At 70.3% G+C, this 25,084-nt stretch carries 25 protein-coding genes; 9 read left to right on the forward strand and 16 right to left on the reverse strand.

Features of this window, described 5'->3' with window-relative positions:
• Positions 1–4 precede the first annotated feature (4 nt).
• Complete coding sequence (pknB, locus tag LK06_RS07445; RefSeq protein WP_039655843.1) at positions 5–1,930, forward strand: Stk1 family PASTA domain-containing Ser/Thr kinase; 1,926 nt, start codon at positions 5–7, stop codon at positions 1,928–1,930.
• A gap of 58 nt (positions 1,931–1,988) precedes the next feature.
• The gene (locus tag LK06_RS07450; RefSeq protein ID WP_043406884.1) at positions 1,989–2,867 is read left to right on the forward strand and encodes a deoxyribonuclease IV; all 879 of its coding nucleotides are present in this window, start codon (positions 1,989–1,991) and stop codon (positions 2,865–2,867) included.
• Positions 2,868–2,962: 95 nt separating this feature from the next.
• Here LK06_RS07450 and LK06_RS07455 read toward each other — a convergent pair whose 3' ends face one another.
• Positions 2,963–3,595 carry a sulfite oxidase-like oxidoreductase gene (locus tag LK06_RS07455; RefSeq protein ID WP_039655840.1) on the reverse strand — a complete coding sequence of 211 codons (633 nt, stop codon included), beginning with the start codon at positions 3,593–3,595 and terminating at the stop codon, positions 2,963–2,965.
• A gap of 171 nt (positions 3,596–3,766) precedes the next feature.
• On the opposite strand from LK06_RS07455, the gene bfr reads away from it, so the two are divergent.
• Positions 3,767–4,246, forward strand: coding sequence for a bacterioferritin (bfr, locus tag LK06_RS07460; protein ID WP_039655838.1), 480 nt, complete (start codon positions 3,767–3,769; stop codon positions 4,244–4,246).
• On the opposite strand, the gene LK06_RS07465 is transcribed toward bfr, so the two are convergent.
• Positions 4,243–4,479, reverse strand: a complete 237-nt coding sequence (locus LK06_RS07465; protein WP_039655836.1) for a (2Fe-2S)-binding protein — start codon at positions 4,477–4,479, stop codon at positions 4,243–4,245. The genes bfr and LK06_RS07465 overlap by 4 nt on opposite strands.
• Before the next feature lie 127 nt (positions 4,480–4,606).
• On the reverse strand, positions 4,607–5,959 hold the full coding sequence (locus LK06_RS07470) for a class II 3-deoxy-7-phosphoheptulonate synthase (protein WP_039655834.1): 1,353 nt from the start codon (positions 5,957–5,959) through the stop codon (positions 4,607–4,609).
• A 104-nt stretch (positions 5,960–6,063) separates the two neighbouring features.
• Between LK06_RS07470 and LK06_RS35205 the strand changes: the two genes are divergently transcribed.
• Both LK06_RS35205 and LK06_RS07475 read left to right on the forward strand, forming a co-directional pair.
• Positions 6,064–6,129, forward strand: coding sequence for a trp operon leader peptide (locus tag LK06_RS35205; RefSeq protein ID WP_107068028.1), 66 nt, complete (start codon positions 6,064–6,066; stop codon positions 6,127–6,129).
• 100 nt (positions 6,130–6,229) lie between these two features.
• A complete protein-coding gene (locus tag LK06_RS07475) occupies positions 6,230–8,164 on the forward strand; it encodes an anthranilate synthase family protein (RefSeq protein ID WP_043434292.1) in 1,935 nt (644 codons plus the stop codon).
• Here LK06_RS07475 and LK06_RS07480 read toward each other — a convergent pair.
• The 5 genes from LK06_RS07480 to LK06_RS07500 all read right to left on the reverse strand — a co-directional run bounded on the left by LK06_RS07480 (position 8,116) and on the right by LK06_RS07500 (position 13,125).
• The gene (locus LK06_RS07480) at positions 8,116–9,111 is read right to left on the reverse strand and encodes a 2-hydroxyacid dehydrogenase (RefSeq protein ID WP_039655831.1); all 996 of its coding nucleotides are present in this window, start codon (positions 9,109–9,111) and stop codon (positions 8,116–8,118) included. The two genes, LK06_RS07475 and LK06_RS07480, sit on opposite strands and share 49 nt — an antisense overlap.
• 91 nt (positions 9,112–9,202) lie before the next feature.
• On the reverse strand, positions 9,203–10,231 hold the full coding sequence (locus LK06_RS07485; protein WP_039655829.1) for a 6-phosphofructokinase: 1,029 nt from the start codon (positions 10,229–10,231) through the stop codon (positions 9,203–9,205).
• 144 nt (positions 10,232–10,375) lie between these two features.
• Positions 10,376–11,053: a response regulator gene (locus LK06_RS07490; RefSeq protein WP_039655827.1), complete on the reverse strand. Its 678-nt coding sequence runs from the start codon at positions 11,051–11,053 to the stop codon at positions 10,376–10,378.
• On the reverse strand, positions 11,050–12,294 hold the full coding sequence (gene macS, locus LK06_RS07495; RefSeq protein WP_039655825.1) for a MacS family sensor histidine kinase: 1,245 nt from the start codon (positions 12,292–12,294) through the stop codon (positions 11,050–11,052). The genes LK06_RS07490 and macS overlap by 4 nt, the downstream gene beginning before the upstream one ends.
• Before the next feature lie 51 nt (positions 12,295–12,345).
• On the reverse strand, positions 12,346–13,125 hold the full coding sequence (locus LK06_RS07500; protein WP_043434305.1) for a lysophospholipid acyltransferase family protein: 780 nt from the start codon (positions 13,123–13,125) through the stop codon (positions 12,346–12,348).
• Positions 13,126–13,297: 172 nt separating this feature from the next.
• Between LK06_RS07500 and LK06_RS07505 the strand changes: the two genes are divergently transcribed.
• Genes LK06_RS07505 through LK06_RS07515 form a run of 3 tightly spaced genes read left to right on the forward strand, consistent with a single transcriptional unit; the run spans position 13,298 to position 14,857 of the window.
• Positions 13,298–14,077: an alpha/beta hydrolase gene (locus LK06_RS07505; protein ID WP_039655823.1), complete on the forward strand. Its 780-nt coding sequence runs from the start codon at positions 13,298–13,300 to the stop codon at positions 14,075–14,077.
• Positions 14,070–14,663 (forward strand): hypothetical protein, encoded by a 594-nt coding sequence (locus tag LK06_RS07510; RefSeq protein ID WP_039655822.1) that lies wholly within the window; start codon positions 14,070–14,072, stop codon positions 14,661–14,663. The genes LK06_RS07505 and LK06_RS07510 overlap by 8 nt, the downstream gene beginning before the upstream one ends.
• The gene (locus tag LK06_RS07515) at positions 14,663–14,857 is read left to right on the forward strand and encodes a hypothetical protein (RefSeq protein WP_039655820.1); all 195 of its coding nucleotides are present in this window, start codon (positions 14,663–14,665) and stop codon (positions 14,855–14,857) included. The genes LK06_RS07510 and LK06_RS07515 overlap by 1 nt, the downstream gene beginning before the upstream one ends.
• Here the strand turns inward: LK06_RS07515 and LK06_RS07520 are convergent.
• From LK06_RS07520 to LK06_RS07545, 6 genes are all read right to left on the reverse strand, one after another.
• Positions 14,818–15,609 (reverse strand): endonuclease/exonuclease/phosphatase family protein, encoded by a 792-nt coding sequence (locus LK06_RS07520; protein WP_052270194.1) that lies wholly within the window; start codon positions 15,607–15,609, stop codon positions 14,818–14,820. The two genes, LK06_RS07515 and LK06_RS07520, sit on opposite strands and share 40 nt — an antisense overlap.
• A gap of 75 nt (positions 15,610–15,684) precedes the next feature.
• Positions 15,685–16,638 carry an ROK family glucokinase gene (locus LK06_RS07525; protein WP_039655818.1) on the reverse strand — a complete coding sequence of 318 codons (954 nt, stop codon included), beginning with the start codon at positions 16,636–16,638 and terminating at the stop codon, positions 15,685–15,687.
• A gap of 67 nt (positions 16,639–16,705) precedes the next feature.
• Entirely contained in the window at positions 16,706–17,188 is a 483-nt protein-coding gene (locus tag LK06_RS07530; protein ID WP_039655817.1) for a DUF5304 family protein, read from the reverse strand.
• A 239-nt stretch (positions 17,189–17,427) separates the two neighbouring features.
• Positions 17,428–18,600, reverse strand: coding sequence for an ArsA family ATPase (locus LK06_RS07535; protein ID WP_043407008.1), 1,173 nt, complete (start codon positions 18,598–18,600; stop codon positions 17,428–17,430).
• A gap of 43 nt (positions 18,601–18,643) precedes the next feature.
• Positions 18,644–19,087, reverse strand: a complete 444-nt coding sequence (locus LK06_RS07540) for an SRPBCC family protein (RefSeq protein ID WP_039655813.1) — start codon at positions 19,085–19,087, stop codon at positions 18,644–18,646.
• A 134-nt stretch (positions 19,088–19,221) separates the two neighbouring features.
• Entirely contained in the window at positions 19,222–20,019 is a 798-nt protein-coding gene (locus tag LK06_RS07545) for a metallophosphoesterase family protein (RefSeq protein ID WP_053049693.1), read from the reverse strand.
• 297 nt (positions 20,020–20,316) lie between these two features.
• Between LK06_RS07545 and LK06_RS07550 the strand changes: the two genes are divergently transcribed.
• Complete coding sequence (locus LK06_RS07550) at positions 20,317–22,113, forward strand: AMP-dependent synthetase/ligase (protein ID WP_039655809.1); 1,797 nt, start codon at positions 20,317–20,319, stop codon at positions 22,111–22,113.
• Between the two features lie 13 nt (positions 22,114–22,126).
• Here LK06_RS07550 and LK06_RS07555 read toward each other — a convergent pair whose 3' ends face one another.
• Entirely contained in the window at positions 22,127–23,764 is a 1,638-nt protein-coding gene (locus LK06_RS07555) for a GMC oxidoreductase (RefSeq protein WP_174673822.1), read from the reverse strand.
• A 145-nt stretch (positions 23,765–23,909) separates the two neighbouring features.
• Complete coding sequence (locus LK06_RS07560) at positions 23,910–25,052, reverse strand: glycosyltransferase family 4 protein (RefSeq protein WP_039655806.1); 1,143 nt, start codon at positions 25,050–25,052, stop codon at positions 23,910–23,912.
• Positions 25,053–25,084: the final 32 nt, after the last annotated feature.

Below are 25,084 nucleotides of genomic sequence, written 5' to 3' on the forward strand. Positions count from 1 at the left end.
TTGCGTGGATACGACCCTTCAGGACCCCCTCGTCGGGCAGGTGCTCGACGGCCGGTACCGCGTCGACGCGCGGATCGCGGCCGGCGGTATGGCCACGGTCTACCGGGCCCTGGACACCCGCCTGGACCGCGTTCTCGCGCTGAAGGTGATGCACCCGACACTCGCGGCCGACGGAACCTTCGTCGAGCGGTTCATCCGGGAAGCCAAGTCTGTCGCCCGGCTCGACCATCCCAACGTGGTGCAGGTCTTCGACCAGGGCACCGACGGGTCGTACGTCTACCTGGCGATGGAGTACGTCGCCGGGTGCACCCTGCGCGACGTGCTGCGCGAGCGCTCTGCGGTGCAGCCGCGGGCCGCGCTGGACATCCTCGAACCCGTGCTCGCCGCACTCGGCGCGGCGCACCGGGCCGGGTTCGTGCACCGGGACATGAAGCCCGAGAACGTGCTGATAGGGGATGACGGCCGGGTCAAGGTGGCCGACTTCGGGCTGGTCCGGTCCGTGGACACGGTGACCAGCACCACGGGCGCCGTACTCGGGACCGTGTCGTACCTCGCACCCGAGCAGATCGAGCAGGGCACCACCGATCCGCGCGTCGACGTCTACGCGTGCGGTGTCGTCCTCTACGAGATGTTGACGGGAGGGAAACCGCACTCGGGTGACTCCCCCGCCCAAGTGCTCTACCAGCACATCAACGAGGACGTGCCGCCGCCCTCCAGCCTGGTGCCGGGGCTGCCGTACCAGCTGGACGAACTGGTCGCGGCGGCTGCGGCACGCGATGCGGAGGCCCGGCCGCCCGACGCCGTGGCGCTGCTCGCGCGGGTGCGCGCGGCGCGCCAGGAGCTGAGCGAAGAGCAGCTTGACGCCCTCCCCCCGCAGGCACTCACCGCGGAGCACGACAACGCCGAGGACCGCACGAGCGTGATCCCGCGCTCGCCGACCGTGCCGAGCCCACTGCCCCTGGGCGACGGCGGCAGCGGGGACGGGATCGCGCACACCACCCGGTTCCAGACCCCGCCCGCGCCGCCCCGGCGGCGCCTGCCCCGGCCCCGACGGGCGGTGCTGGCAGTGGTCGCGGCCGTCCTGGTGGTGTTCGGCGCGGGTGCCGGGGTCTGGTACGTCAACTCCGGCCAGTTCACGAAGGTCCCGCCGTTGCTGTCGAAGACGGAGACGCAGGCCAGGGAGCGGCTGAAGCAGGCCGGGCTCGACGTCGGGCAGGTCAGGCGCGCGTACGACGACACCGTCGAGCGCGGCGCGGTCATCAGCACCGACCCGGCACCCGGTGCCCGTATCCGGGACCACGGCTCGGTGGCCCTGACCGTCTCGCGCGGCCCGGAGACGGTCAGCGTGCCGGGTCTGGCGGGCCTCCCGCTCACCGAGGCGCAGGCGCGGCTGAAGGCGGACGGCCTTGAGCCAGGCATGGTCACCCGGGAGTTCAGCGAGGACGTCCCCCAAGGGTCCGTGATCACCACGACGCCAGGGGCGGGCACCAAACGGCACGCGGGGTCGGCGATCGCGCTGACGGTCAGCCAGGGCAGCCCGATCGACGTGCCTGACGTCACCGGCGACGACCTGGACAGCGCGAGGCAAGAACTGGCGGACGCCGGGCTGAAGGTGAAGCTCGCCACCGAGCGGATCAACTCCGAGTACGACAAGGGCAAGGTCGCCGCGCAGAGCCCCGGTGACGGCAGCCAAGCCGCCGAGGGCGACACGGTGACGCTGACCCTGTCCAAGGGGCCGGAGATGGTCGAGGTCCCGGACGTGGTCGGGGACAGTGTGGACGACGCGCACAAGGCGCTTGAGGGTGCCGGGTTCAAGGTGAAAGAGGACCGCGGGCTGCTCGGGCTGTTCGGCGACACCGTGAGGAAGCAGTCGGTGGCGGCCGGTGACACGGCACCCAAGGGGTCGACGATCAGGATCACCATCCGGTGACCCGGACCACCGGGGAACCGCGGTCCGGGTCACCGGGTCGGCATGGCACCCTGAACGGGTGAATCCTGTTCAGTCGTCCCTTCCCCGCAACCCGGTGGGCGGTCATGTCCCCGTGGCCGGCGGCCTGCACTCGGTGGGGCTGTCATACGCCCGAGACCTGAAGGCGGAGACCGTGCAGGTCTTCGTCGCCAATCCGCGCGGCTGGGCGACGCCCGCCGGGAACCCGCGGCAGGACCAGGCCTTCCGTGAGGCCTGCGCCGAAGGGGCGATCCCGGCGTACGTGCACGCACCGTATCTGATCAACTTCGGTTCGCACACCCGGGCGACTGTGGAGCGGTCGGTGGAGTCGCTGCGGCACTCCCTGCGGCGCGGGCGGGAGATCGGCGCTCTGGGCGTGGTCGTACACACCGGGAGCGCGACCGGCGGTCGGGCCCGGGAGGTGGCCCTGAAGCAGGTGCGTGAGGAACTGCTGCCACTGCTGGACGAGCTGACCCATGACGACGACCCGTTCCTGCTGCTGGAGTCGACCGCCGGGCAGGGTGCCTCGCTGTGCTCGCGCGCCTGGGACTTCGGCCCGTACTTCGCGGCGCTGGATGCCCATCCCAAGCTGGGCGTGTGCCTGGACACCTGCCACGTCTTCGCCGCCGGACACGACCTGACCGGGCCGAGCGGCATGCACCAGACGCTTGATCTGCTGGTGGACACCGTCGGCGAGGGCCGCCTGAAGCTGATCCACGCCAACGACTCCAAGGACGTGGTGGGCGCGCACAAGGACCGGCACGAGAACATCGGGGCTGGGCACATCGGCGAGGATCCCTTCCGCTCCCTGATGGCCCATCCGGCGACGGCGGGCGTCCCGCTGATCATCGAGACCCCGGGCGGCAAGGAGGGGCACGTGGCGGACGTGGAAAGGCTGAAGCAGCTCCGAGACGGGTGAGGCGGACTCGGGGCGGTCCGCACTCTGCAACGGCACGTGGGACGCGCCGACGAGGCGCGCAGCGGGCACGTCCGCCGTCAACCGGGGCCCGCCGATCAGAGCTCCGGGCCGTCCCCCGGCTCCTCCTGGTAGGAGTAGCGCTGTTCCTTCCAGGGGTCGCCGATGTTGTGATAGCCGCGTTCTTCCCAGAAGCCCCGGCGGTCGGCGGTCATGTATTCCACGCCCCGAACCCACTTCGGGCCCTTCCACGCATACAGGTGGGGCACGATCAGCCGGACCGGGAAACCGTGCTCGGCGGTGAGGAGTTCACCGTCCTTGTGGGTGGCGAAGATCGTGCGGCCGGAAACGAAGTCCGCGATGCGCAGGTTCGCGCTGAACCCGTACTCCGCCCAGACCATCACATGGGTGGCGTCCGGCGCGGGCGGGGCCAGGTCGAGGATCGCGCGGGCCGGGACGCCGCCCCACTCCGCGCCGATCATGCTGAACTTGGTCACGCAGTGCAGATCCGCCACCACGGTGGTGTACGGCAGGGCCGTGAACTCCTCGTGGTTCCAGGTGCGCTTGTCGCCGTCGGCAGTAGCGCCGAAGACCCGGAACTCCCAGCGCTCGGGACGGAACTTCGGCACGGGCCCGTAGTGCGTGACCGGCCAACCCCGTTGGAGCCGCTGCCCCGGCGGAAGCTCTGACCCTGCCGCTGCTCCAGACTCTCGCTCCACCGGATGCCCCATGTACCCATCCTGACAGACCTCGGGCACTGCCCTTGACCACCCGTGCGCAAAGAGGACAACAGTCATCAACACGGGATTTACTCACTAAGCATGCACTTACTGGACGATCTTCGTCTCCGGTGCAATCATGCCGCCGCACACCCCCGTCCCCGTGTGGAAGGAGCCGCTGCGATGCAGGGCGACCCCGAAGTCATCGAGTTCCTCAACGAGCAGCTCACCGCCGAGCTGACCGCGATCAACCAGTACTTCCTGCACGCGAAGATGCAGGAGAACTTCGGCTGGGCGAAACTCGCCAAGTACACGCGGCACGAGTCGTTCGACGAGATGAAGCACGCCGAGGTGCTCACCGACCGGATCCTGTTCCTGGAGGGGTTGCCCAACTACCAGCGGCTCTTCCACGTGCGCGTGGGACAGACCGTCCGGGAGATGTTCGAGGCGGACCGGCAGATCGAGGTGGAGGCGATCGACCGGCTCCGGCGCGGCATCAAACTGATGCGCGAGAAGGGCGACATCACGTCCGCGAACATCTTCGAGGACATCCTCGCCGACGAGGAACACCACATCGACTACCTCGACACCCAGCTGGAGCTGGTGGAGAAACTCGGCGAGGCGCTCTACATCGCGCAGCTCATCGAGCAACCGGAGAGCTAGGCCGCCGCCTCACGCAGCGGCGCCGGAGCGGGCCGGCCCTGGCCGATCGGTTCGCGGCGCGGGCAAGCACCGCGGCCGAGGATGGCCTGGATCCGACGCACGCACGAGCCGCAGTCGGTGCCCGCCTTGCAGGCGGAAGCCACCTGGCGCGGCGTGCACGCACCGCTCTCCGCGTGCTGCTTGACCTGCTGCTCGGTGATGCCGAAGCAACTGCAGACGTACACCCGGCTCACCTCCCGACGGAATCGCCCTGTCACTGCCATCCCGTATCCGGTGAGGCAAACCTAACCTTACCCATCCTCCGGACGTCGCAAAAGTGGAAGGGGCGCGGATTCCGGTGTGATCCGCGCCCCAGATCACTCACTGGTCCCGGTACATCTCCGCCACCAGGAACGCCAGGTCCAACGACTGGCTGCGGTTCAACCGCGGGTCACAGGCCGTCTCGTAGCGCTGGTGGAGGTCGTCGACGAAGATCTCGTCGCCGCCGCCCACGCACTCGGTGACGTCGTCGCCGGTCAGCTCCACGTGGATGCCACCGGGGTGGGTGCCGAGCGCCTTGTGGACCTCGAAGAAGCCCTTGACCTCGTCCAGCACGTCGTCGAAGCGGCGGGTCTTGTGCCCGGAGGCCGCCTCGAAGGTGTTGCCGTGCATCGGGTCGGTCACCCAGGCCACCGCCGCGCCGGACGCCGTGACCTTCTCCACCAGCTCCGGGAGCCGGTCACGGATCTTGCCGGCGCCCATCCGGACGATGAAGGTGAGTCGGCCCGGCTCCCGCTCGGGGTCGAGCCGGTCGACGTACCGCAGCGCCTCTTCGGCCGTCGTGGTCGGGCCGAGCTTGATGCCGACCGGGTTGCGGATCTTCGAGGCGAACTCGATGTGCGCATGGTCCAACTGCCGGGTGCGCTCACCGATCCACACCATGTGCCCGGACACGTCGTACAGCTTGCCGGTGCGGGAGTCGACCCGGGTCAGGGCGGACTCGTAGTCCAGCAGCAGCGCCTCGTGCGAGGAGAAGAACTCGACGGTCTTGAACTCCTCCGGGTCGGTTCCACAGGCCCGCATGAAGTGCAGCGCGTTGTCGATCTCACGCGCGAGTTGCTCGTAGCGCTGGCCCGACGGCGAGGTCCTCACGAAGTCCTGGTTCCAGGCGTGCACCTGGCGCAGGTCGGCGTAGCCGCCGGTGGTGAAGGCACGCACCAGGTTCAGCGTGGAGGCCGAGGCGTGGTACATCCGCTTGAGTCGCTCGGGGTCCGGGATGCGACTGGCCTCGGTGAAGTCGAATCCGTTGACGGAGTCGCCCCGGTACACCGGGAGCGTCACGCCGTCACGGGTCTCGGTCGGCTTGGATCGCGGCTTGGAGTACTGGCCGGCGATACGGCCCACCTTCACCACGGGCACGGAGGCGGCGTAGGTGAGGACGGCACCCATCTGGAGCAGCGTCTTCAGCTTGTTGCGGATGTGGTCGGCGGACACCGCGTCGAAGGCCTCGGCGCAGTCGCCGCCCTGGAGGAGGAACGCCTCTCCCTTGGCGACGGCCGCCATCCGGGCGCGCAGCTGGTCGCACTCGCCCGCAAAGACGAGCGGGGGATATGCCTCAAGGTCCGCGATCACTGCGCGCAGAGCCTCGGCGTCGGGGTATTCGGGCTGCTGCGCCGCGGGCAGGTCTCGCCAGGTGTTGCCAGCGCTCGGGCTGGTCTTAGCGTTCACGGTCACCTCGTCAACACTACGGGGTTGTTTCGCGGGATCTTCCCCCGGCTCGAAGGATGAGACGGAGCTCTTGCCTCCTGGACCGCCGAAGGGTGCGGTAGGGTTCCGGCATGCTCGCGCTTTCGACCCAGTACCGCCAGAACTGGTGGTGGACCGCTTCTCCGGCGGCCCACTGATCGCGCGTACTCAGAACAACGCGAAGGCCGCCCGAGGGGCGGCCTTCGGGGTTTCCGGGACCGTTCCTCTCCGTCAGAAGATCGAGAAGGAGCCCGCCCCGTGAATCTGCAGGACTTGCTGTCCGATGCCCGCCCGTTCGCCCTCCTCCGCCGCCGCACCCCGGGCCGCGACGGAGGGACGGTGGAGGTGCTGCTCGGCCCAGTGACCCCCCGCGAACGGCTGGCCGACCTACCCGACGAGGGCCTCGCTCTCGTGCCGTTCCAACAGATCCGGGAGCGCGGCTTCGACGTCCGCGAGGACGGCACCCCGCTGCTGGTGCTGACCCCCGAGGAGTCGTACGAGATCCCCCTCGCCGAGGCGCTCGGGACGCTGCCCGACCACGATGTGCGGGTCGAGGCCGACGGCTTCGACATCGACGACGAGGAGTACGGCGAAATCGTCGGGCGGGTGCTGCGCGAGGAGATCGGCCGAGGCGAGGGCGCCAACTTCGTGATCCGACGCACCTACGAGGGCCGGATCCCCGGCTTCGGCCGCGCCGACGCGCTGGCCTTGTTCCGCCGGCTGCTGGCGGGCGAGCGGGGCGCGTACTGGACGTTCGCCGTGCACACCGGGGACCGGACACTGGTGGGGGCCAGCCCCGAAGTCCATGTCCGCATGTCCGGTGGAACCGTCGTGATGAACCCGATCAGCGGCACCTACCGCTATCCCGCCGAAGGGCCGACGCCCGAGCACCTGCTGGAATTCCTCGCCGACGGAAAGGAGATCGAGGAGCTGTCGATGGTCGTCGACGAGGAACTGAAGATGATGTGCACCGTCGGTGACATGGGCGGGGTGGTCATCGGCCCCCGGCTGCGGGAGATGGCGCATCTGGCGCACACCGAGTACGAGCTGCGCGGGAAGTCCTCCCTCGATGTGCGCGACGTACTGCGGGAGACCATGTTCGCGGCCACCGTCACCGGGTCACCGGTGCAGAACGCGTGCCGGGTGATCGAGCGGCACGAGCCACTCGGCCGGGACGGCACCGCGCGCGGGTACTACGCCGGTGCGCTGGCCCTGCTCGGGCGGGACCGCGGAGGTGCGCAGACACTGGACTCCCCCATCCTGATCCGTACCGCCGACATCGCCGCGGACGGCCGGCTGCGCGTTCCGGTCGGAGCGACGCTCGTCCGCGGCTCCGACCCGGCCGGCGAGGTCGCGGAGACCCACGCCAAGGCGGCGGGCGTGCTGGCCGCCCTCGGGGTACGGCCGGGTCGGCCGCGCGCGGAGCGGGAACGGCCCCGGCTGGCCGACGACCCGCGGGTGCGTGCCGCGCTGGACGCGCGGCGGTCCTCACTCGCGCCCTTCTGGCTGCGGATGCAGCAGGCGGCCTCGCCCTCCGGCGCCCGGTCCGACGTCCGGGAACGGGAGGCGTCCCCCGACGGGCACGCCCTCGTCGTCGACGGCGAGGACACCTTCACCGCGATGCTGGCCCATCTGCTCCGCTCGGGCGGGCTGGAGGTGACCGTCCGACGGTTCGACGAGCCGGGGCTGCGGGCGACCGTCCTGGCACACGAGGGGCCGGTCGTGCTCGGTCCCGGTCCCGGTGATCCCTGCGACCTCGCCGCACCCAAGATGCGTCTCCTACGGGAGCTGGCCGCCACGCTGATCCGGGAGCATCAGCACGGGGTGCTGGGCGTCTGCCTGGGCCATGAGCTGATCGCCGCCGAGCTGGGCCTGCAGATCGTGCGCAAGCAGGTGCCGTACCAGGGGGCACAGACCACGATCGACCTGTTCGGACGGCCGGAGACGGTCGGTTTCTACAACAGCTTCGTCGCCCGCTGCGACGACGAGGCGGCCCGGGAACTGGCCGCGCACGGGGTCGAGGTGAGCTGGGAGGGGCAGGGGGACGTGCACGCCCTGCGAGGTCCCGGTTTCGCGGGCGTGCAGTTCCACCCGGAGTCGGTGCTGACCCTGAACGGCGCCGCGGTCGTCCGGGAGCTGGTCGGTCAGGTGCGCGGAACGAGCACGTTCTCCGAACGGCGGCCGGCCTTGTAGTCCACGACGTTGCGCGCCGTGGCGTTCACGATCTCGGTGACCGCGTCCTCGGTGTAGTACGCCTGGTGCGAGGTGACCAGGACGTTCGGGAAGGTGATCAGGCGGGCCAGGACGTCGTCCTCGATGACCTCCAGCGACTTGTCCAGGAAGAACAGGCCTGCCTCCAGCTCGTAGACGTCCAGGCCGACGCCCGAGAAGCGGCCCGCGAGCAGTTCGGTGACGAGGGCCGCGGCGTCGATCAGTCCGCCGCGGCTGGAGTTGACCAGGATCGCGTCGTCCTTCATCGTCTTCAGGGCGTCGGCGTCGATCAGGTGCAGGGTCGCGGGCATCAGCGGCACATGCAGGCTGACCAGGTCGGACTCGGCGAGGAGCTGGTCTTTCGGGACGTACTTCATGCCGAGTTCCAGGCAGGCGGGATTCTCCCGGACGTCCCAGCCGAGGAGTTGCATGCCATAGCCGTGGGCGATCCGGGCGAACGCCTCGCCGATCTTGCCGGTACCGAGGACGCCCGCCGTGCGGCCGTGCATGTCGCGGCCCATCAGCCCATGGAGCCGGAAGTCGAAGTCGCGGGTGCGGATGGCGGCACGGACGATACGGCGGTTGACGGCCATGGCCAGGGTCCAGGCGAACTCGGCGACGGAGTACGGCGAGTAGTACGAGACCCTGGCGACCGTCATGCCGAGGCGCTCGGCCACCGGGAGGTCGATGTTGTTGAAGCCGGTGGAACGCTGGGTGACCATCCGCGTGCCGCCGGCCGCGAGGGTGTGCAGGACCCGGTGGTTGAGGTCGGCGTTGACACTGGTGGAGATCACCTCGTAGCCGGTGGCGATCGGGGCGGTGTCCTCGTTGAGGAACACGTCCAGACAGCGGACCTCGTGGTGACCAGCGAAGGCCTGTTCGATGAGGGGCTGCTCGTCGGCCTGGACGCCGAACGCCAGGATCTCCATGGCTACTCCCGCTCCGGTGGGCGATGGACCGAAAACGCCGAACACGCCCGCCACGGGGCGAATGCACGGCCCACCCTACCGGGATGCCGGTTCAGCCGAAGAAGACCCCGGCCTCCGCGTACAGCTCCGGCTCCACCGTCTTCAACCTGACGGTCGCCTCGGCGAGGGGTACGCGGACGATGCCGGTGCCGCGCAGGGCGACCATCGTGCCGAAGTCGCCCTCGCGGACGCAGTCGATGGCGTGCAAGCCGAATCGGGTGGCGAGCCAGCGATCGAAGGCACTGGGGGTGCCGCCGCGCTGGATGTGCCCGAGGACCGTGGTGCGCGTCTCCTTGCCGGTGCGCTTCTCGATCTCCTTGGCCAACCACTCGCCGACACCGGAGAGCCGGACGTGTCCGAAGGGGTCCAGCGACTCGTCCTTGAGGACCAGGTCCCCGTCCTTGGGCATGGCGCCCTCGGCCACGACGACGATCGGGGCGTAGGAGGCCTTGAACCGGGAGGTGATCCAGGCGCACACCTGCTCCAGGTCGAAGCGCTGTTCGGGGATGAGGATGACGTTGGCACCGCCGGCCAGGCCCGAGTGGAGGGCGATCCAGCCGGAATGACGGCCCATCACCTCGCAGACGAGGACTCGCCTATGGGATTCGGCGGTGGTGTGCAGGCGGTCGATGGCTTCGGTGGCGATACCGACGGCGGTGTCGAAACCGAAGGTGTAGTCGGTGGCGGACAGGTCATTGTCGATGGTCTTGGGTACGCCGACGCAGGGCACCCCGTATTCGTCGGACAGGAGGGCGGCGACTCCCAGGGTGCCCTCGCCACCGATCGCGATCAGAGCGTGGACCTCGTGCTTGGCCAGGTTCTCCTTGATGCGGCGGATACCGTTCTCCACCTTGAGGGGATCGGTCCGCGAGGAGCCGAGGATGGTGCCGCCGCGGGGCAGGATGCCGCGCACCGCGGGAACGTCGAGGCGAACGACGTCGCCGTCGAGGGGGCCGCGCCAACCGTCCCGGAACCCGGTGAAGACGTAGCCGTACTCCTGCACGCCCTTGCGGACGATACCCCGGATGACGGCGTTGAGCCCGGGGCAGTCGCCGCCTCCGGTCAGTACTCCGACCCGCATGGACATGTCCCTTCGCCGCGGTTGCCTGACACCCGTTCACGCTAATCGTGATCCGCGTCACATCGGGAGAGGTGAGAAGGGTGATTCGGCGCGCGGGCGCCACCGGCCGGGGGGGCACGGCCGCCGCTCCGGCGGCGCCCGGCTCTACTCGCCGTCGAGTCCGCGTTCTATCGCGTACCGCACCAGCTCCACCCTGTTGTGCAGTTGGAGCTTTCCGAGGGTGTTCTGCACGTGGTTCTGGACCGTGCGGTGGGAGATCACCAGGCGTTCGGCGATCTGTTTGTAGCTCAGGCCCTTGGCGACCAGCCGCAGCACCTCGGTCTCCCGCTCGGTGAGCCGGGGTGTCCCGGGTTCGTCGGTGTCTGGAGAAGCACCGGGCTCAGAAGCCAGACGGCGGTACTCGCCGAGGACCAGTCCGGCGAGACCCGGCGTGAACACCGCGTCGCCGACGGCGGTGCGGCGCACCGCGTCCAGGAGTTCCCCGGTGGAGGCGGACTTCAGCAGATAACCGGTGGCGCCGGACTTGACCGCCTCCAGCACGTCCGCGTGCTCGCCGCTGGCGGAGAGGACCAGGACCCGCAAGGCCGGGTTGTGGGCGACCAGTTCTTTGCACACCTGGACACCAGGCTTGGCAGGCAGGTTGAGGTCCAGGACGAGGACGTCGGGGGTGACGGCCCGGGCCCGACGGACCGCCTGGTCGCCGTCGCCCGCGGTGGCGACCACCTCGAAGCCGGACTCGGACAGGTCCCGGGCCACCGCGTCGCGCCACATGGGGTGGTCGTCGACCACCATCACCTTGATCGGGTCCTGCTGCCGTGTCATCGCCGGTCCGCCTTCATGCCCCGCGCCCGTCGGACGCCCTTCGGTACTTTCAGTTCGACTTCGGTGCCCTGCCCGGCAACGGAGACCAGTTCGGCGCTGCCACCGAGGTCCCGCAGCCGCCCGCGGATCGACTGGGCCACCCCCAGCCGGCCCTCCCCCTCCGCCTGCGCGAGCCGGCCCTCGGGGATACCGGGGCCGTCGTCCCGGACGGTCACGACGATCTCGTCCGGCTCGTCCTCGACCAGAATCCAGGCCCGCGCCTCGGCCCCAGCGTGCTTGCGCACGTTGTCCAGAGCGGCACCGACCGCCGCGGCCACCTCCCGTGCGGTGGCCGGTGGCAGCTCCACCGGGGCGCCGGGCTCGGCGAGACCGACCCGGCCGGACGCATAGGGGGCGAGTAGGGAGCGCAGGTCAGCCGGGCCGTCGTCGTCGGGTTCCGGCAGCACCGCGCGCACGGCGTCTCCGGCGGTCTTGCCCTCCGGCGCCCGGGAGACGGGCACTCCGGACACCGGCGCCAGGCCGCCCGACACCAGCGTGCGCAGGGCCACCTCCTGCTCCCCCGCCAGCCGGCCCAGCTCGGCCGCCTCACCGCCCAGGGCGGCACCGCGGCGCTTCACCATCGCCAGCACCTGCAACACACCGTCGTGGATGTCGCGGGCCAGCCGTTCCCGCTCCCGGGTAGCGGCCTCGATCTCCAGGGCGCGAGCCAGGGTCCGCTCGGAGGCCCTGGCCACCTCCACGACGTAGCCGATGGCGATGGAGGCCACCCAGACGAGGATCACGTTGTGCACCGTGTCCCGGGCGGGTCGGCCGCGCTCGATCAGGTTGACGGCGGCCACTGCCGTGGAGGCGAAGGCCGCCCAGCGCCAACCGCCCTTAATGGCGAAGGCCAGCACCGAGCCGGCTGTCCATATCGTCGGCAGGGTGGGACCGCCGTCCGTGATCCGTTCGTGGCTGTCGGCGAGGGGGGTGAGCAGGATGCCGGTGAGTGCGATGGTGAGGTCGGCGGCAAGGAAGCGTTTGGTGCAGGCGGTCGCGTTCGCCACTTTGGGCAGGGTCGCCAGGGTCCACACGAACAGCACGGCGAAGTAGACGACGGCGACCCAGGGCCGTATGAAGCGGGAGTACGCGGTGGCGCACAGGCCGATGGCGTACAGCATGGTCAGCACGCGGTAGCCGGCGAGCGCGCGCCACAGCGGCAGTTCGACCGACATCCTCATGACACGCGCGCCCTTGGGCATGTCTCCCCCCGGCTCCCCGAGTCTTCCCGGGTTCTCCCCGGCTTCCCCCCTCTAGGACTCGACCTGCTTCTTCTCCGCCTTCTCGACCGCCCCGGCTCCCTCGGCCTTCTCGGCCTTCTCGGCCTTCTCGGCCTCCTTGGCGGCCTTCGCCGCCTCCGCGATCTGGCGCTTGGCGGCAGTCGCGTAGATGTCGACGTACTCCTGGCCGGAGAGCTTCATGATCTCGTACATGACCTCGTCGGTGAGGGCGCGCAGTACGAAGCGGTCGTGTTCCATGCCTTGGTAGCGGCTGAAGTCCATGGGCTTGCCGATGCGGATGCCGGGCCGCATCAGCTTGGGCATGACCTTGCCCGGCGGCTGGATCTTCTCGGTGTCGATCATCGCGACCGGAATGACCGGCGCGCCGGTGGCAAGCGCCACGCGCGCGAGGCCGCCGGGCTTGCCCCGGTACAGTCGCCCGTCCGGCGATCGGGTGCCCTCCGGATAGATCCCGAACAGTTCACCGCGCTCCAGCACCTCTATACCGCTCTTGATCGCCGCCTCACCGGCGCCGCGTGACCCCGAACGGTCCACCGGGAGCTGGCCGACACCTTTGAAGAAGGCCGCGGTCAGCCGACCCTTCACACCCGGAGTGGTGAAATACTCGGCCTTCGCGATGAAGGTGACCTTGCGGTCCAGGACCGCCGGCAGGAAGAACGAGTCCGAGAAGGACAGGTGATTGCTGGCCAGGATGGCGGCGCCCTCGGCCGGAATGTTCTCCAGTCCCTCCACCCAAGGCCTGAAGGCAACCTTCAGTGGCCCTCCGATGGCGACCTTCATCGTGCCGTACAACACCCGTGTGCCTCCTGTTTCCGTCGAACAGACCTTAACCCGGGGGACCGTCAAAGAACCCGACGACCCTGGTCGGTGTCAGTGCGGTCGCGTACGGTGAAGCACATCCGCGCGTTTTCTTCCCGCCTCTACCGACCGCCGGAGAGGCCCTCTAAGGAACAGGAGAGTCGAGGTGCCGGTTCTCCCTGGAGCTGAGCCGTACCGCCATGATGGCGGGGAGGTGGGCGTTCTCCTCTGCCACGGCTTCACCGGCTCCCCCCAGTCGCTCCGCCCCTGGGCGGAGCACCACGCGGCACACGGCCTGACCGTGTCGCTTCCCCTGCTGCCCGGCCATGGCACCCACTGGGAGGACATGCAGCTCACCGGTTGGCAGGACTGGTACGCGGAAGTTGACCGCGCGCTGTGCGCACTGTCCGAGCGGTGTTCGCAGGTTTTCGTCGCGGGCTTGTCCATGGGTGGGGCACTGGCTCTCCGGCTCGCGGCCCGGCACGGCGAGCGGGTCTCAGGCGTGGTGGTCGTCAACCCGGCGAACCGGGTGCACGGCCTGTCCGCGTACGCACTTCCGGTGGCCCGGCACCTCGTCCGGACGACGAAGGGCATCGCCAGCGACATCGCCAAGGGCAGCGCGGCGGAACTGGGGTACGACCGGGTGCCGCTGCACGCGGCACACTCACTGCGGGTCTTCCTGCGCCGGCTGGACGGCGAGCTGCCCCAGGTCACCCAGCCGTTGCTGCTGCTGCGCAGCGCCCAGGACCACGTCGTACCGGCCGCGGACTCGGCGCGGGTGCTGAGCCGGGTGTCGTCGATGGACGTGACGGAGATCGTGCTGGAACAGAGCTACCACGTGGCGACGTTGGACCACGATGCGGACCGGATCTTCGAGGAGAGCCTCGCCTTCATCGGCCGGCTCGCACCCAGTGTCGGCGAGGAAGGGACGGCCGCAGGTGGCTGAGCACGACTCCGGCCGCGAGGAGCGCGAACCGGACGAGCAGGGGGCGCCGTTCGACGAGGACGCCGCCTGGCGGGCCATCGTCGCCGGGTACGGCGAGGAGCCGCCGGATCCGCCGGGCACCAGGCCCTTCAAGCCGGTGGAGGACCTCGCGCTGCTGGAGAAGGAACCCGGGAACGACCCCGCGAACACCTCCGGCACGGGCTCCGGGAACGGCACGGACGACTCCGCGGACCCACCGCCCGCCCGGCCACTGGGCAGTTCGGTCTCCTTCGCGCCCGGCGTAGGCCCACGCGACTACACCGCCCCCGAGCCGTCCGAGGACGATTTCGACGAGGACGACGAGGGTCACTTCGTTCCGCCGGAGCCACCGCCGCTGCCGGCTTCCGACACCACCGCCAGATTCGCCTGGCTGGGTGTCATCGGCGGCCCGGTCCTGCTCCTCCTCGCGGTCCTGTTCGGCTGGGACATGACCTGGTGGCTGGCGACCCTCGGCATCGGCGGCTTCCTCGGCGGCTTCGCCACGCTGGTGATGCGGATGCGCACGGACGACGAGGACGACGATCCCGGACGCGGCGCGGTCGTCTGATGATCGCCGGAGGTGGTCCCGCCGGAGTCGCCCGGCTACCCACCGGTCTGCTCACCGGTCTGCTCGTGGTCGTCCGCGACGGCCGGGGCGCGGACGTCTCCGACGACGGGGAGCGGGCGCTCGGCCGAGTGCCCGGGTCGTTCGCGTTCGGGGCTTACGGCGCCGAGACCGCCGCCGCGGGCCGCTGGAGCTGACTACCCCGGGCGGCTGGGACGTGCAGCGCGGCCAGTACCGGAAGGTGGTCCGTGGCCGACCGTAGATCGCCGTCGGCCACTCCCGGCTGGTCCTGGGGAACGCCGCAACCGAGCACCTCGATGCCCTCGGTGGTGAAGATCGCGTCTATGCGCCGGCGGGGGGCATCGGCGGCGAAGGTGGGGGCGCCGCCCCAGGGGGCCGCGGCACGGCAGTCCTGAAGATCCGCGGCGAGCCGCTGGAAGGTGCGGCCGCTGGGTTCTTCGTTGAGGTCACCGCCGACCATGGCGTGCTCGGTGCCCAGCCCGTGGATGCGGTCGAGAAGCATCCCGCCCTGCTCGTACCGCTCGTCCTCGCACAGACTCAGATGGCAGCTGATCACCCCCAGGCGGGCGCCGCCGAAGCGGACTACCGCGGTGGCGAGGCCACGCCGGTGCAGGCCGGGGGTGAGCGGAAGGAGCAGGTCCTGCGTCCGTTCGACGGTGGCACGGAGCGAGCAGAGGATCGCGGGGCCCGCGGCACTGCCCCCGCCCGTGAGGATCACCTGGCCGGAGGCGGCGGCCAGGTGGGCGAGTTTCTTGCGCCAGCGGAAGAAACGGGGTGCTTCCTGGACGAGGACCAGGTCGGGGGCACAGGCGGTGATCACCCGGGCGAGGGCGCCGGTGTCGTCACGCATCGAGCGGATGTTGTAGGTCAGAACGCGGATGACTGCTGAACCGTCGGGATCCGTTCGGGAATCGGGGAGCAGCTCCATGTGGATCAATGTACGCCCAGCAACTCGGGGCGCGAGGTCCGTTCGGCCCCGCGCCCCGCGTGCGACGAGCCCTTCTCACATGATCGGGTCGGGCTCCCGGGCCAGATCGGCCGCGCCCACCAGACCTGCCTTGTTGCCGAGCCGGGCCGCGATCACGTCGGCGACCGGGCGCCAGTTGCCGCCGACCAGCCAGCGCTTGTAGGACGTACGGATCGGGTCGAGGACCAGATCGCCCTCGTCGGACAGACCGCCTCCGACGATGAACGCGGACGGGTCGAACAGGGAGGCCAGGTCGGCCAGGCCCGCACCGGCCCAGCGAGCCAGCTCGCGGTAGGAGTCCACGGCGACCGGGTCGCCCTGGCGGGCGGCCATGGAGATGTGCTTGCCTTCGATGCCGCCCGGGGTGCCGTCTCCCAGTGAGAGCAGCACCTCGGCGCGCTCCGGAGTCGCGTTGGCGCGCTGCTTGGCGTACCGGACCAGGGCTCGGCCGGAGGCGTACTGCTCCCAGCAGCCCTGCGAGCCACAGCCGCACAGCAGACCGTCCGGGACCATCCGGATGTGACCGAACTCGGCGGCGACGCCGAAGTGCCCGCGGCGCAGCTTGTTGCCGATGATGATGCCGCCGCCGAGGCCGGTGCCGAGCGTGATGCAGATGACGTTGCGGTGGCCCTTGCCCGCGCCGAACTTGTACTCGCCCCAGGCAGCGGCGTTGGCGTCGTTCTCGACCACGACCGGGAGGCCCACGCGGGCCTCGACCTTCTCCTTGAGCGGTTCCTGACGCCAGTCGATGTTGGGCGCGAAGTACACCGTGGAGCGCTGGCGGTTGACGTAACCGGCCGCACCGATACCCACGCCGACGATCTCGTGGCCGGCATGCGCACCTTCCACCGCCGAGGCGATGGCGTCCACGATGGCCGCGGGCGTGGTGGGGGTCGGCACCTTGAACGTCGAGAGGATGTTGCCTTCCTCGTCGACCACGCCGGCCGCGATCTTGGTGCCGCCGATGTCGACGCCGATGGTGAGTCCCATGAATCCCTCAGTTTCGGTCGAGCCCCGCTATCGCCAACCGTACCCGAGGCCTTGCCGTGGAAGGGTTTCAGTCCAGATCGATGCGTTCGCCCGCGCCGGTGCCCCCGTCACGGTCACGCCGGTCCGCACCGTCCTCCGACCGGCCGTCCGTACCGGCGGTCCACTGGCGCTCCTGAGCCTGAACGGCGGAGCGGTAGGCGGCCAGCAGCTCACCTCCGGCTGCGGCCAGATGGTCGAAGACGTCCGGGTTGCGTTCTATGACGGGCTCGACGGCGGCCTTCGCCTGTTGGACGACCTGCCGCACCGCCTGCTGGGCGGCGGGTCCGGCGAGGCTTCCAAGGAGCGGTGACGGCAGGCCGGACAGCTTGTCGGCCACGGTGTCGACCAGTTTCTTCAGTTCCTCGGCCGCCGAGCCCGGCGTCTGGGCGTGGCCGGCCCGGCGGCGGGCCTTCTCGGTGGCGAGGTCCTCGGCGCAGGCCGCGGCCCAGGCGTCGGCGTCGGTCGCCCTCGGCTCCTTGGCCGCTTCGGGTGCGGAGCGCTCTTCGCTCATGGCGGACTCCTGACTACGGTTCGCCCCTATGACGTTACCGGTCCCGAGGTTGCTGACCAACGGCCGCCTCGGCGAGGTCCCGACCGACGCCCCGACCGCCTCGGCGCCGGGTTGACCGCGGGCACAGCCGGTGCGCCCGCGGTGAGCCTGATCCGCGCCGTCGACCGCACCCTTCCAGGTGCCACCGGCCCCGCGATCCCGGTCCCACGGTCACCAGCCCCCACAACCCCGGTGTGCGGCTACCGGGTCCGCGGCCACAGACCAGGGTCCGGAGCGAACCGGATGCGCAGCTCCCCCTCCTCCAGTCCGGCCCCGGCGACGGTGCAGCGGCGCAGGGCGGACGGGAGCGGAACGATCCGGCGGAACGCAGCCGCGCCGAGCACCAGTTCGTCGCCGCGGCGGATCAGCTCAAGATCGTCCCGCGTCGCACCGGGCAGCGGGATGTGCCACACGAGCACTCCGTCCGCGGCGATCCGGTCGGTGACGGGCCACTCGACCGGGACCGGCGCCGGGTTGACGGCCGGGACGGCCAGGGCAGCGAGGTCGTCGGTGCCCTGCGGGTCGCGGCCGAGGTGGGGGACGGTACGGACGTCGCACGGCTGCTCCTGCCAGTCGGCGAGGGCCTTGCGCTGCTCCGCGAGGAGCCCGGAGAGCCAGCTGTCGCTCTCGACGTCGGGCAGGACACGGTTGGCGATCAGGGTCTCGGTACGCAGGCCGCGCAGAGCCAGACCGAGACGCGCGGCGCGGACGGCGTTGGCACCGGCCGGGCCTGGCTGGGCCACCAGACGTACGGAGGTGTTCCGGTCGGTGAGGACGGCCTCCACCGCGGCCAGCTCGACGTCCCAGCGGGCTGCCGTCTCGTACAGCCAGTCGGCGGGCATCGGGACGCCGGCTAGCCGGCCCAGGACCGGACGCAGGGCACGGGCCGCCTGCCGCTCCGGTGGGAGCAGGCGGCGCAGGTAGCGGCGCAGTTCCTCGGCCAGGGCCAGCAGGGGGATGGCCTGTGAGAGCGGCGGGAGGTCGACGACGAGCAGGTCGTAGCGCTCGGAGAGGGCCGCGTCCCGCAGCGCGCGCAGAAAGGACAGCTCTTCCGCGCCGGGCAGCGGGGTGACCTCCTCGGCGTCCAGGCGCGCCGCGCCCAGGAGGTCGAGGACGTTCGCGGCGCGGGTCTGGAAGGTGGTGAGGTCCTGCCGGAAACGGTCCGCGGCGTCAGGGCGCCAGACGGTGAGGTTCGCCGTGACCTCGGTGGGAGCCGGTCCTGTCGCGGAGCCCAGTGCGGTGCCGGGGCTGTCGGTGCGGTCGGCACTCAGCAGGAGGGTGCGGGCGCCCTCACGGGCGGCGTCGAGCGCGGTGGCCGCGGAAACCGTCGTACGCCCGCTGCCGCCCGGGCCCGTGATCAGGATGGTGCGCATGAGGGTGAACGGTACCTTCGTGCGCGGTCGCAAACCGGAGGGACTACTTCTCCCCCGACTCCACCCTCTTCTTCAGACCCGCCAGAGCCCGGTCGATGATGACCTTCTCGGCCTTGCGCTTGATCATGCCGAGCATGGGGATCTTGACGTCGACCGTGAGCCGGTAGGTGACCTCGGTGGCGCCGGCGTCGGCAGGCTTCAGCAGGTAGGAGCCGTCCAGGGAACGGAGCATCTGGGACTTCACCAGGGTCCAGGAGACCTCGTGGTCACCGGTCCAGGTGTAGGCGAGGGTCTGGTCGTCCTTGATGGCACCGGCGTCCATGACCAGGCGGACCTGCTCGGCGCGGCCCCGCTCATCGGCGGCGAGGACCTCTGCCTCCTTCACCTCGCCGGTCCAGTCCGGGTAGCGCGCGAAGTCGGCGATCACCGCCATGACGTCGGCCGGAGCCGCCTCGATCGTGATGCTCGAACTGGTGTGTTCCGCCATCGCCGTGGCTCCTCCAGATGCGCGCCGTATGGAGAGGTCTGTGTGCGCCGGGCTGCGCACGGGTGTGCAGCGTGAAGGCTACCGTGCCGCCGACCAGGTGCCTTCACCCCCGTGTCCGCTTCGTGGCACACCGGTCACCATTCGAGCACCCAGGGCCGCCCGGTTCCCGCGAAGTGACCCACGTTCACGCACTCGGTCGCACCGATACGCATGCGGCGCGCCAGCGGTTGGTGCACGTGCCCGAACAGCGCGTAGCGCGGTCTGGTACGACGGATGGCGTCCAGCAGGGCGCGACTGCCACGCTCGAAGCGGCGCGCCACGGTGTCGTAGACCAGTTCGGGCACCTCTGGCGGGATGTGGGTGCACAGCACATCGACCTCGCCGACCGCTTCGATCTTGGCGGCGTACTCCTCGTCGCTGATCTCGTACGGCGTGCGCATCGGGGTGCGCAGCCCCCCGCCGATGAAACCGAAGACCCGGCCTCCGATCTCCACCCGCTGGCCGTCGAGGACGGTGGTGCCGGTCCGGGCGTATTCCCGCCACAGGGTCGGCATGTCGACATTGCCGTAGGTGGCGTACGTCGGGGTGGGGAACGCGGCGAACAGCTCGGCGTACTGCTTGCGCACCGCCTTCTCGATGGCCGCGGCCCGATCGGCGCCGATGCCGGCCCACAACCGGTTGCCGAACTCACGGGCCTCCGCGTAGCGGCGGGCGGTGCGCAGTTCGACGATGCGGTCGGCGTTCTCCCTGCCGAACAGGTCGGGGAAGATGCCGCGCGAGTGATCGCCGTAGTCGAGGAAGAGCACCAGATCGCCCAGGCAGATCAGGGCGTCGGCACCCTCACCGGCGCGGGCCAGGTCCCGGGCGTTGCCGTGCACGTCGCTGACCACGTGGACGCGCGTCCTGCGGCCCGCGGAGGGTGTGGGTGCCATGACGATCAAGGGTAGGCCCGTGCGGTGCGCGTGAACAGTGCCGGTCCGGCCTGCGGTTACTCGCCGGTCGGTTCGGCCGTGGACTACTGTGCGCGAAAGGAACGCCAAACCGTGTGACGCAGCGAACATCTCGTCGGGACCCCCTGTCGTAGAAGCCATACCGACGGGTAACGTCCGGGCAGTCCAGTCGTGCTCTGGATTTCAGCCACCGAAGACCCGAGCACTTGCCCGAGCCTTGGACCGCACCGTCGCATCACACAATGTCGTGGCGCCGGCGCCCTATGAGGAGCAGCAGTCTTGCGCGAGTTCAGCCTTCCGGCTTTGTACGAGGTCCCTGCGGACGGCAACCTGACCGACATCGTCCGTAGAAACGCCGCGCAGTACCCAGACGTCGCCGTCATCGCCCGCAAGGCGGACGGTGGCTGGCAGGACGTGACGGCCCGGGAGTTCCTGGCCGAGGTCCGCACCGCTGCAAAGGGCCTCATCGCCGCAGGAGTGCAGCCGGGTGACCGGGTTGGTCTGATGTCCCGGACCCGCTACGAGTGGACGCTGCTGGACTTCGCGATCTGGAGCGCGGGCGCGGTCACCGTACCGGTGTACGAGACCAGCTCGCCGGAGCAGGTGCAGTGGATCCTGTCCGACTCGGGTGCGACCGCGTGCATCGTGGAACTGGACAACCACGCCGCCGCGGTGGAGTCGGTGCGCGAGTCGCTGCCCGCCCTGAAGAACGTCTGGCAGATCGAGGCCGGGGGCGTGGCGGAGCTGGGCCGCCTGGGTCAGGATGTGTCGGACGAGACGGTCGAGGAGCGCAGCTCGCTCGCCAAGGCCGATGACCCAGCGACCATCGTCTACACGAGCGGTACGACCGGCCGCCCCAAGGGCTGCGTCCTCACCCACCGCAGCTTCTTCGCCGAGTGCGGGAACGTCGTGGAACGGCTGCGCCCGCTGTTCCGCACCGGCGAGTGCTCGGTGCTGCTCTTCCTGCCGCTCGCGCACGTCTTCGGGCGACTGGTGCAGATCGCGCCGATGATGGCGCCGATCAAGCTGGGCTGCGTCCCGGACATCAAGAACCTCACCGGCGAACTGGCAGCCTTCCGGCCGACGCTCATCCTCGGTGTCCCGCGCGTGTTCGAGAAGGTCTACAACTCCGCCCGGGCCAAGGCGCAGGCGGAGGGCAAGGGCGCGATCTTCGACCGGGCGGCGGACACCGCCATCGCCTACAGCAAGGCGCTGGGCAGCCCGTCAGGACCGTCGTTCGGACTCAAACTCAAGCACAAGGTCTTCGACAAGCTGGTCTACGGCAAACTGCGCGCGGTCCTGGGCGGCCGGGGCGAGTACGCCATCTCCGGCGGCGCACCGCTCGGCGAGCGGCTCGGCCACTTCTTCCGCGGCATCGGCTTCACGGTGCTGGAGGGCTACGGCCTGACGGAGTCCTGTGCGGCGACCGCGTTCAACCCGTGGGACCGGCAGAAGATCGGCACGGTCGGCCAGCCGCTGCCGGGCTCGGTGGTGCGGATCGCGGACGACGGCGAGGTGCTGCTGCACGGCGAGCACCTGTTCAAGGAGTACTGGAACAACCCGGGCGCGACCGCGGAGGCGCTGGCGGACGGCTGGTTCCACACCGGTGACATCGGCACCCTCGACGAGGACGGCTACCTGCGGATCACCGGCCGCAAGAAGGAGATCATCGTCACCGCGGGCGGCAAGAACGTGGCCCCGGCCGTGATCGAGGACCGCATCCGGGCACACGCGCTGGTCGCGGAGTGCATGGTGGTCGGTGACGGACGGCCGTTCGTGGGCGCGCTGGTCACCATCGACGAGGAGTTCCTGAGCCGGTGGGCCGCGGAGCACGGCAAGCCGGCGGGTTCCACCGCGGCGTCGCTGCGCGAGGACCCGGATCTGCTCGCGGCGATCCAGGCGGCGGTCGACGACGGCAACGCCGCGGTGTCGAAGGCGGAATCGGTGCGGAAGTTCCGCATTCTGCCCTCCCAGTTCACGGAGGAGTCGGGCCACCTCACCCCGTCGTTGAAGCTCAAGCGGAATGTGGTGGCGAAGGACTTCGCGGACGAGATCGAGGCGATCTACGCCAAGTAGCCGGCGCGTTCGCTCAGGACCGGATGTCCTCGGCGAGGACCCGCGCCAGGGTGCGTTCGGCCAGCGCGGTGATGGTGACGAAGGGGTTCACCCCGATCGAGCCGGGCACGAGCGAGCCGTCGGTGACGTACAGGTTCGGGTACCCCCTCACGCGGCCGTAGTCGTCGGTCGCCTCGCCCAGCACACAGCCGCCGAGCGGGTGGTACGTGAAGTTGTCCGCGAAGACCTTGCTGGTCGAACCGAAGAGGTCGTACCGGTAGATGGTCAGGTTGGCCGCGTTCACGCGGTCGAAGAGTTTCTTGGCCATGCCCGCCGAGACCGCGCTCTGGGCGGTGGTCCAGCCGAGCTTCACCGCGCCGGTCGAGGAGTCGTAGGTGAACCTCGCCCGCTGGGGGTTCTTGGTGATGGCCAGGTAGAGGCTGATCCAGTGCTCGAAGCCCATGGGCAGCGGGGCGATCTCGGCGAAGACCGGGTTGTCGGGATTGGCCCAGTCGTCGATGCCCATGACGGGCATGGTGGCCTGGTGCGCGCCGACGGTGTCCCAGATGTGGTTGGCGCGGCCGAGCATGACGTTGCCGTTGGTGCCCCAGCCCGCACCCACGCCGGCGTCGAGGTCCGGCAGCGCGCCGGTGTCCCGGGCCCGGACGAGGAGTTCGCTCGTGCCGAGGCTGCCGCCGCCGAGGAACAGGTACGTGCAGCCGTACTGCTTGGTCTCGACGACCGCTCCGGTGTTGTCGATCCGCTCGGCGGTCAGAAGGTACGAGCCGTCGGTCGCCCTGCTGACCGACGTCACCTTCTCCATCGTCTGGATCGTGACGTTGCCGGTGCCGAGAGCCGCGGCGAGGTAGGTCTTGTCCAGGCTGCGCTTGCCGTGGTTGTTGCCGTAGATGACCTCGCCCGCGAGCGCGGACTTCGTCGCCGTGCCGGCGGCCTCGCGCTGCATGTAGCCGAAGTCGTAGACGTTCGGCACGAAGGTGGTCTTCAGGCCGGCGTTGGCTGCGGCCTTCCGGGAGGTCCGGGTGAACCGGTACCACTCGGTGGACTCGAACCACGCCGGGTCGATCGAGTTCACGCCGAGCATGGCGCGGGCGCGCGGGAACCAGGTCCCGTACATCTCGTCGGCGTCCACGGTCGGGAACTGCTCGGCGAAGTAGGACTTCAGCGGGGTGACCGCCATCCCGCCGTTGACCAGGGAGCCGCCGCCGACCCCCCGGCCGACGTAGACGGACATCTGGTCGTAGTGGACGCGGTCCAGGACACCGGGGTAGGGATTGATGGCCTTGTTGACCACGTCCAGCCAGAGGAAGGTGGCGAGCGGGGCCTCCGTGCGGTTACGGAACCACATGGACCGCTGGTCGGGGGCGGTGGTGGAACAGAACACCTTGCCGTCGGCACCGGCGGTGTCCCACAGCTGCCCCATCTCGAGGACGAGGGTGCGGATGCCCGCCTGGCCGAGGCGGAGGGCGGCTACGGCGCCGCCGTAGCCGGAGCCGACCACGACGGCGGGGGCGGACTCGACGGCGTCGGGTTCGGCCGCGCGGGCCGACTGGAGGCCGATGCGGGTGAACCCGAGGGTGGCCGCGGTCTGGAGCGCTGCCACCCCCACGAAGTGACGCCTAGTCAGATGACGCTGCATCAGTTTTCCTGTCATGTGCGCAGCATGTGCGGATTATCCGGTTCCGCCAAGGGGCTTCACCGAGCCGGGGCACGCGTCCGAGAGGCCGCCCGCCGCCGCCCGCGGTCGCGGGCGGCCCGCGACCGGCGCGCAGTTCCCACGCCCCTCGGCGAGGCAGGCCCTACAGCAGGGCTTCGAGCTTCTCGGCCAGCAGGTCCCAGCGCCACTTCTCCTCGACCCACTGCCGGCCCCGCTCGCCCATCCGGCTGCGCAGCTCGGCGTCACCGAGGAGGGTCACGATCCGCTCGGCGGCCTCGGCCGGCTCGCCGCCGCGGACGACCCAGCCCGTCTGCCCGTCCAGTACCGCGTCCGGCGCACCGCCGGAGTCGCCGGCGACGACCGGCAGGCCGGTCGCGGACGCCTCCAGGTAGACGATGCCGAGGCCCTCGACGTCCAGGCCGCCGCGTCGGGTGCGGCACGGCATGGCGAAGACGTCCCCGGCACCGTAGTGCGCGGGCAACTCGGACCAGGGCACGGCACCGGTGAAGCGGACCGAGTCCGCGACGCCCGTCTCCCGGGCGAGCCGGTGCAGGTCCCGCTCGTAGGGACCGCCACCGACGACGAGCAGCACGGTGTCCGGCTCGGCAGCGAGAATGCGGGGCATGGCCCGGATCAGGGTGTCCTGGCCCTTGCGCGGCACCAGCCGGGAGACACAGACCACGACCGGCCGGTCACTCAGGCCGAGACGCGCACGCACCTCATCCCCGCCGGAGCCCGGGTGGAAGGTCTTCTCGTCGACCCCGGGCGGCAGCTGCTCCATCCGCCCGGCCGCCTCCGGCGTGAGCGCGGCGGCTATCCGGGAACGGGTGTACTCGCCCAGATACGTGATCGTGTCGGTGGACTCCCCGATACGGCGCAGCAACTGCCGGGCAGCGGGCAACTGCGCCCAGCCGGCTTCGTGCCCGTGGGTGGTGGCCACCAGCCGCCCGGCGCCGGCCCTCCGGAGCGCGGGAGCCATGAGGCCGAGCGGCGCCGCCGCCCCGAACCACACCGAGGTGCACCCGTGTTCCCGCAGCAGCCCCACCGCGCGCCGGGTCACCCGGGGGGTGGGCAGCAGCATGGTCGTGCGGTCACGCACGACGGTGAAGGGTTGCTCCGCGTCGAAGGCGGCCGTGGCCTCGACACCTTCCCGATGGTGCTTCCAGGTGGAGGCGTACACGACCAGCCTGGCGGGGTCCAGCCTCAGGGCCATGTTGTGCAGGAAGGCCTGGATGCCGCCCGGCCGCGGCGGGAAGTCGTTGGTGACGATCAGGGTCTTATGCATCGCCGCCGACCCTACCGAATCCTCCGTCCGCA

Origin of the sequence: Streptomyces pluripotens, from assembly GCF_000802245.2 — a bacterium.
Classification (GTDB): Bacteria; Actinomycetota; Actinomycetes; order Streptomycetales; family Streptomycetaceae; genus Streptomyces; species Streptomyces pluripotens.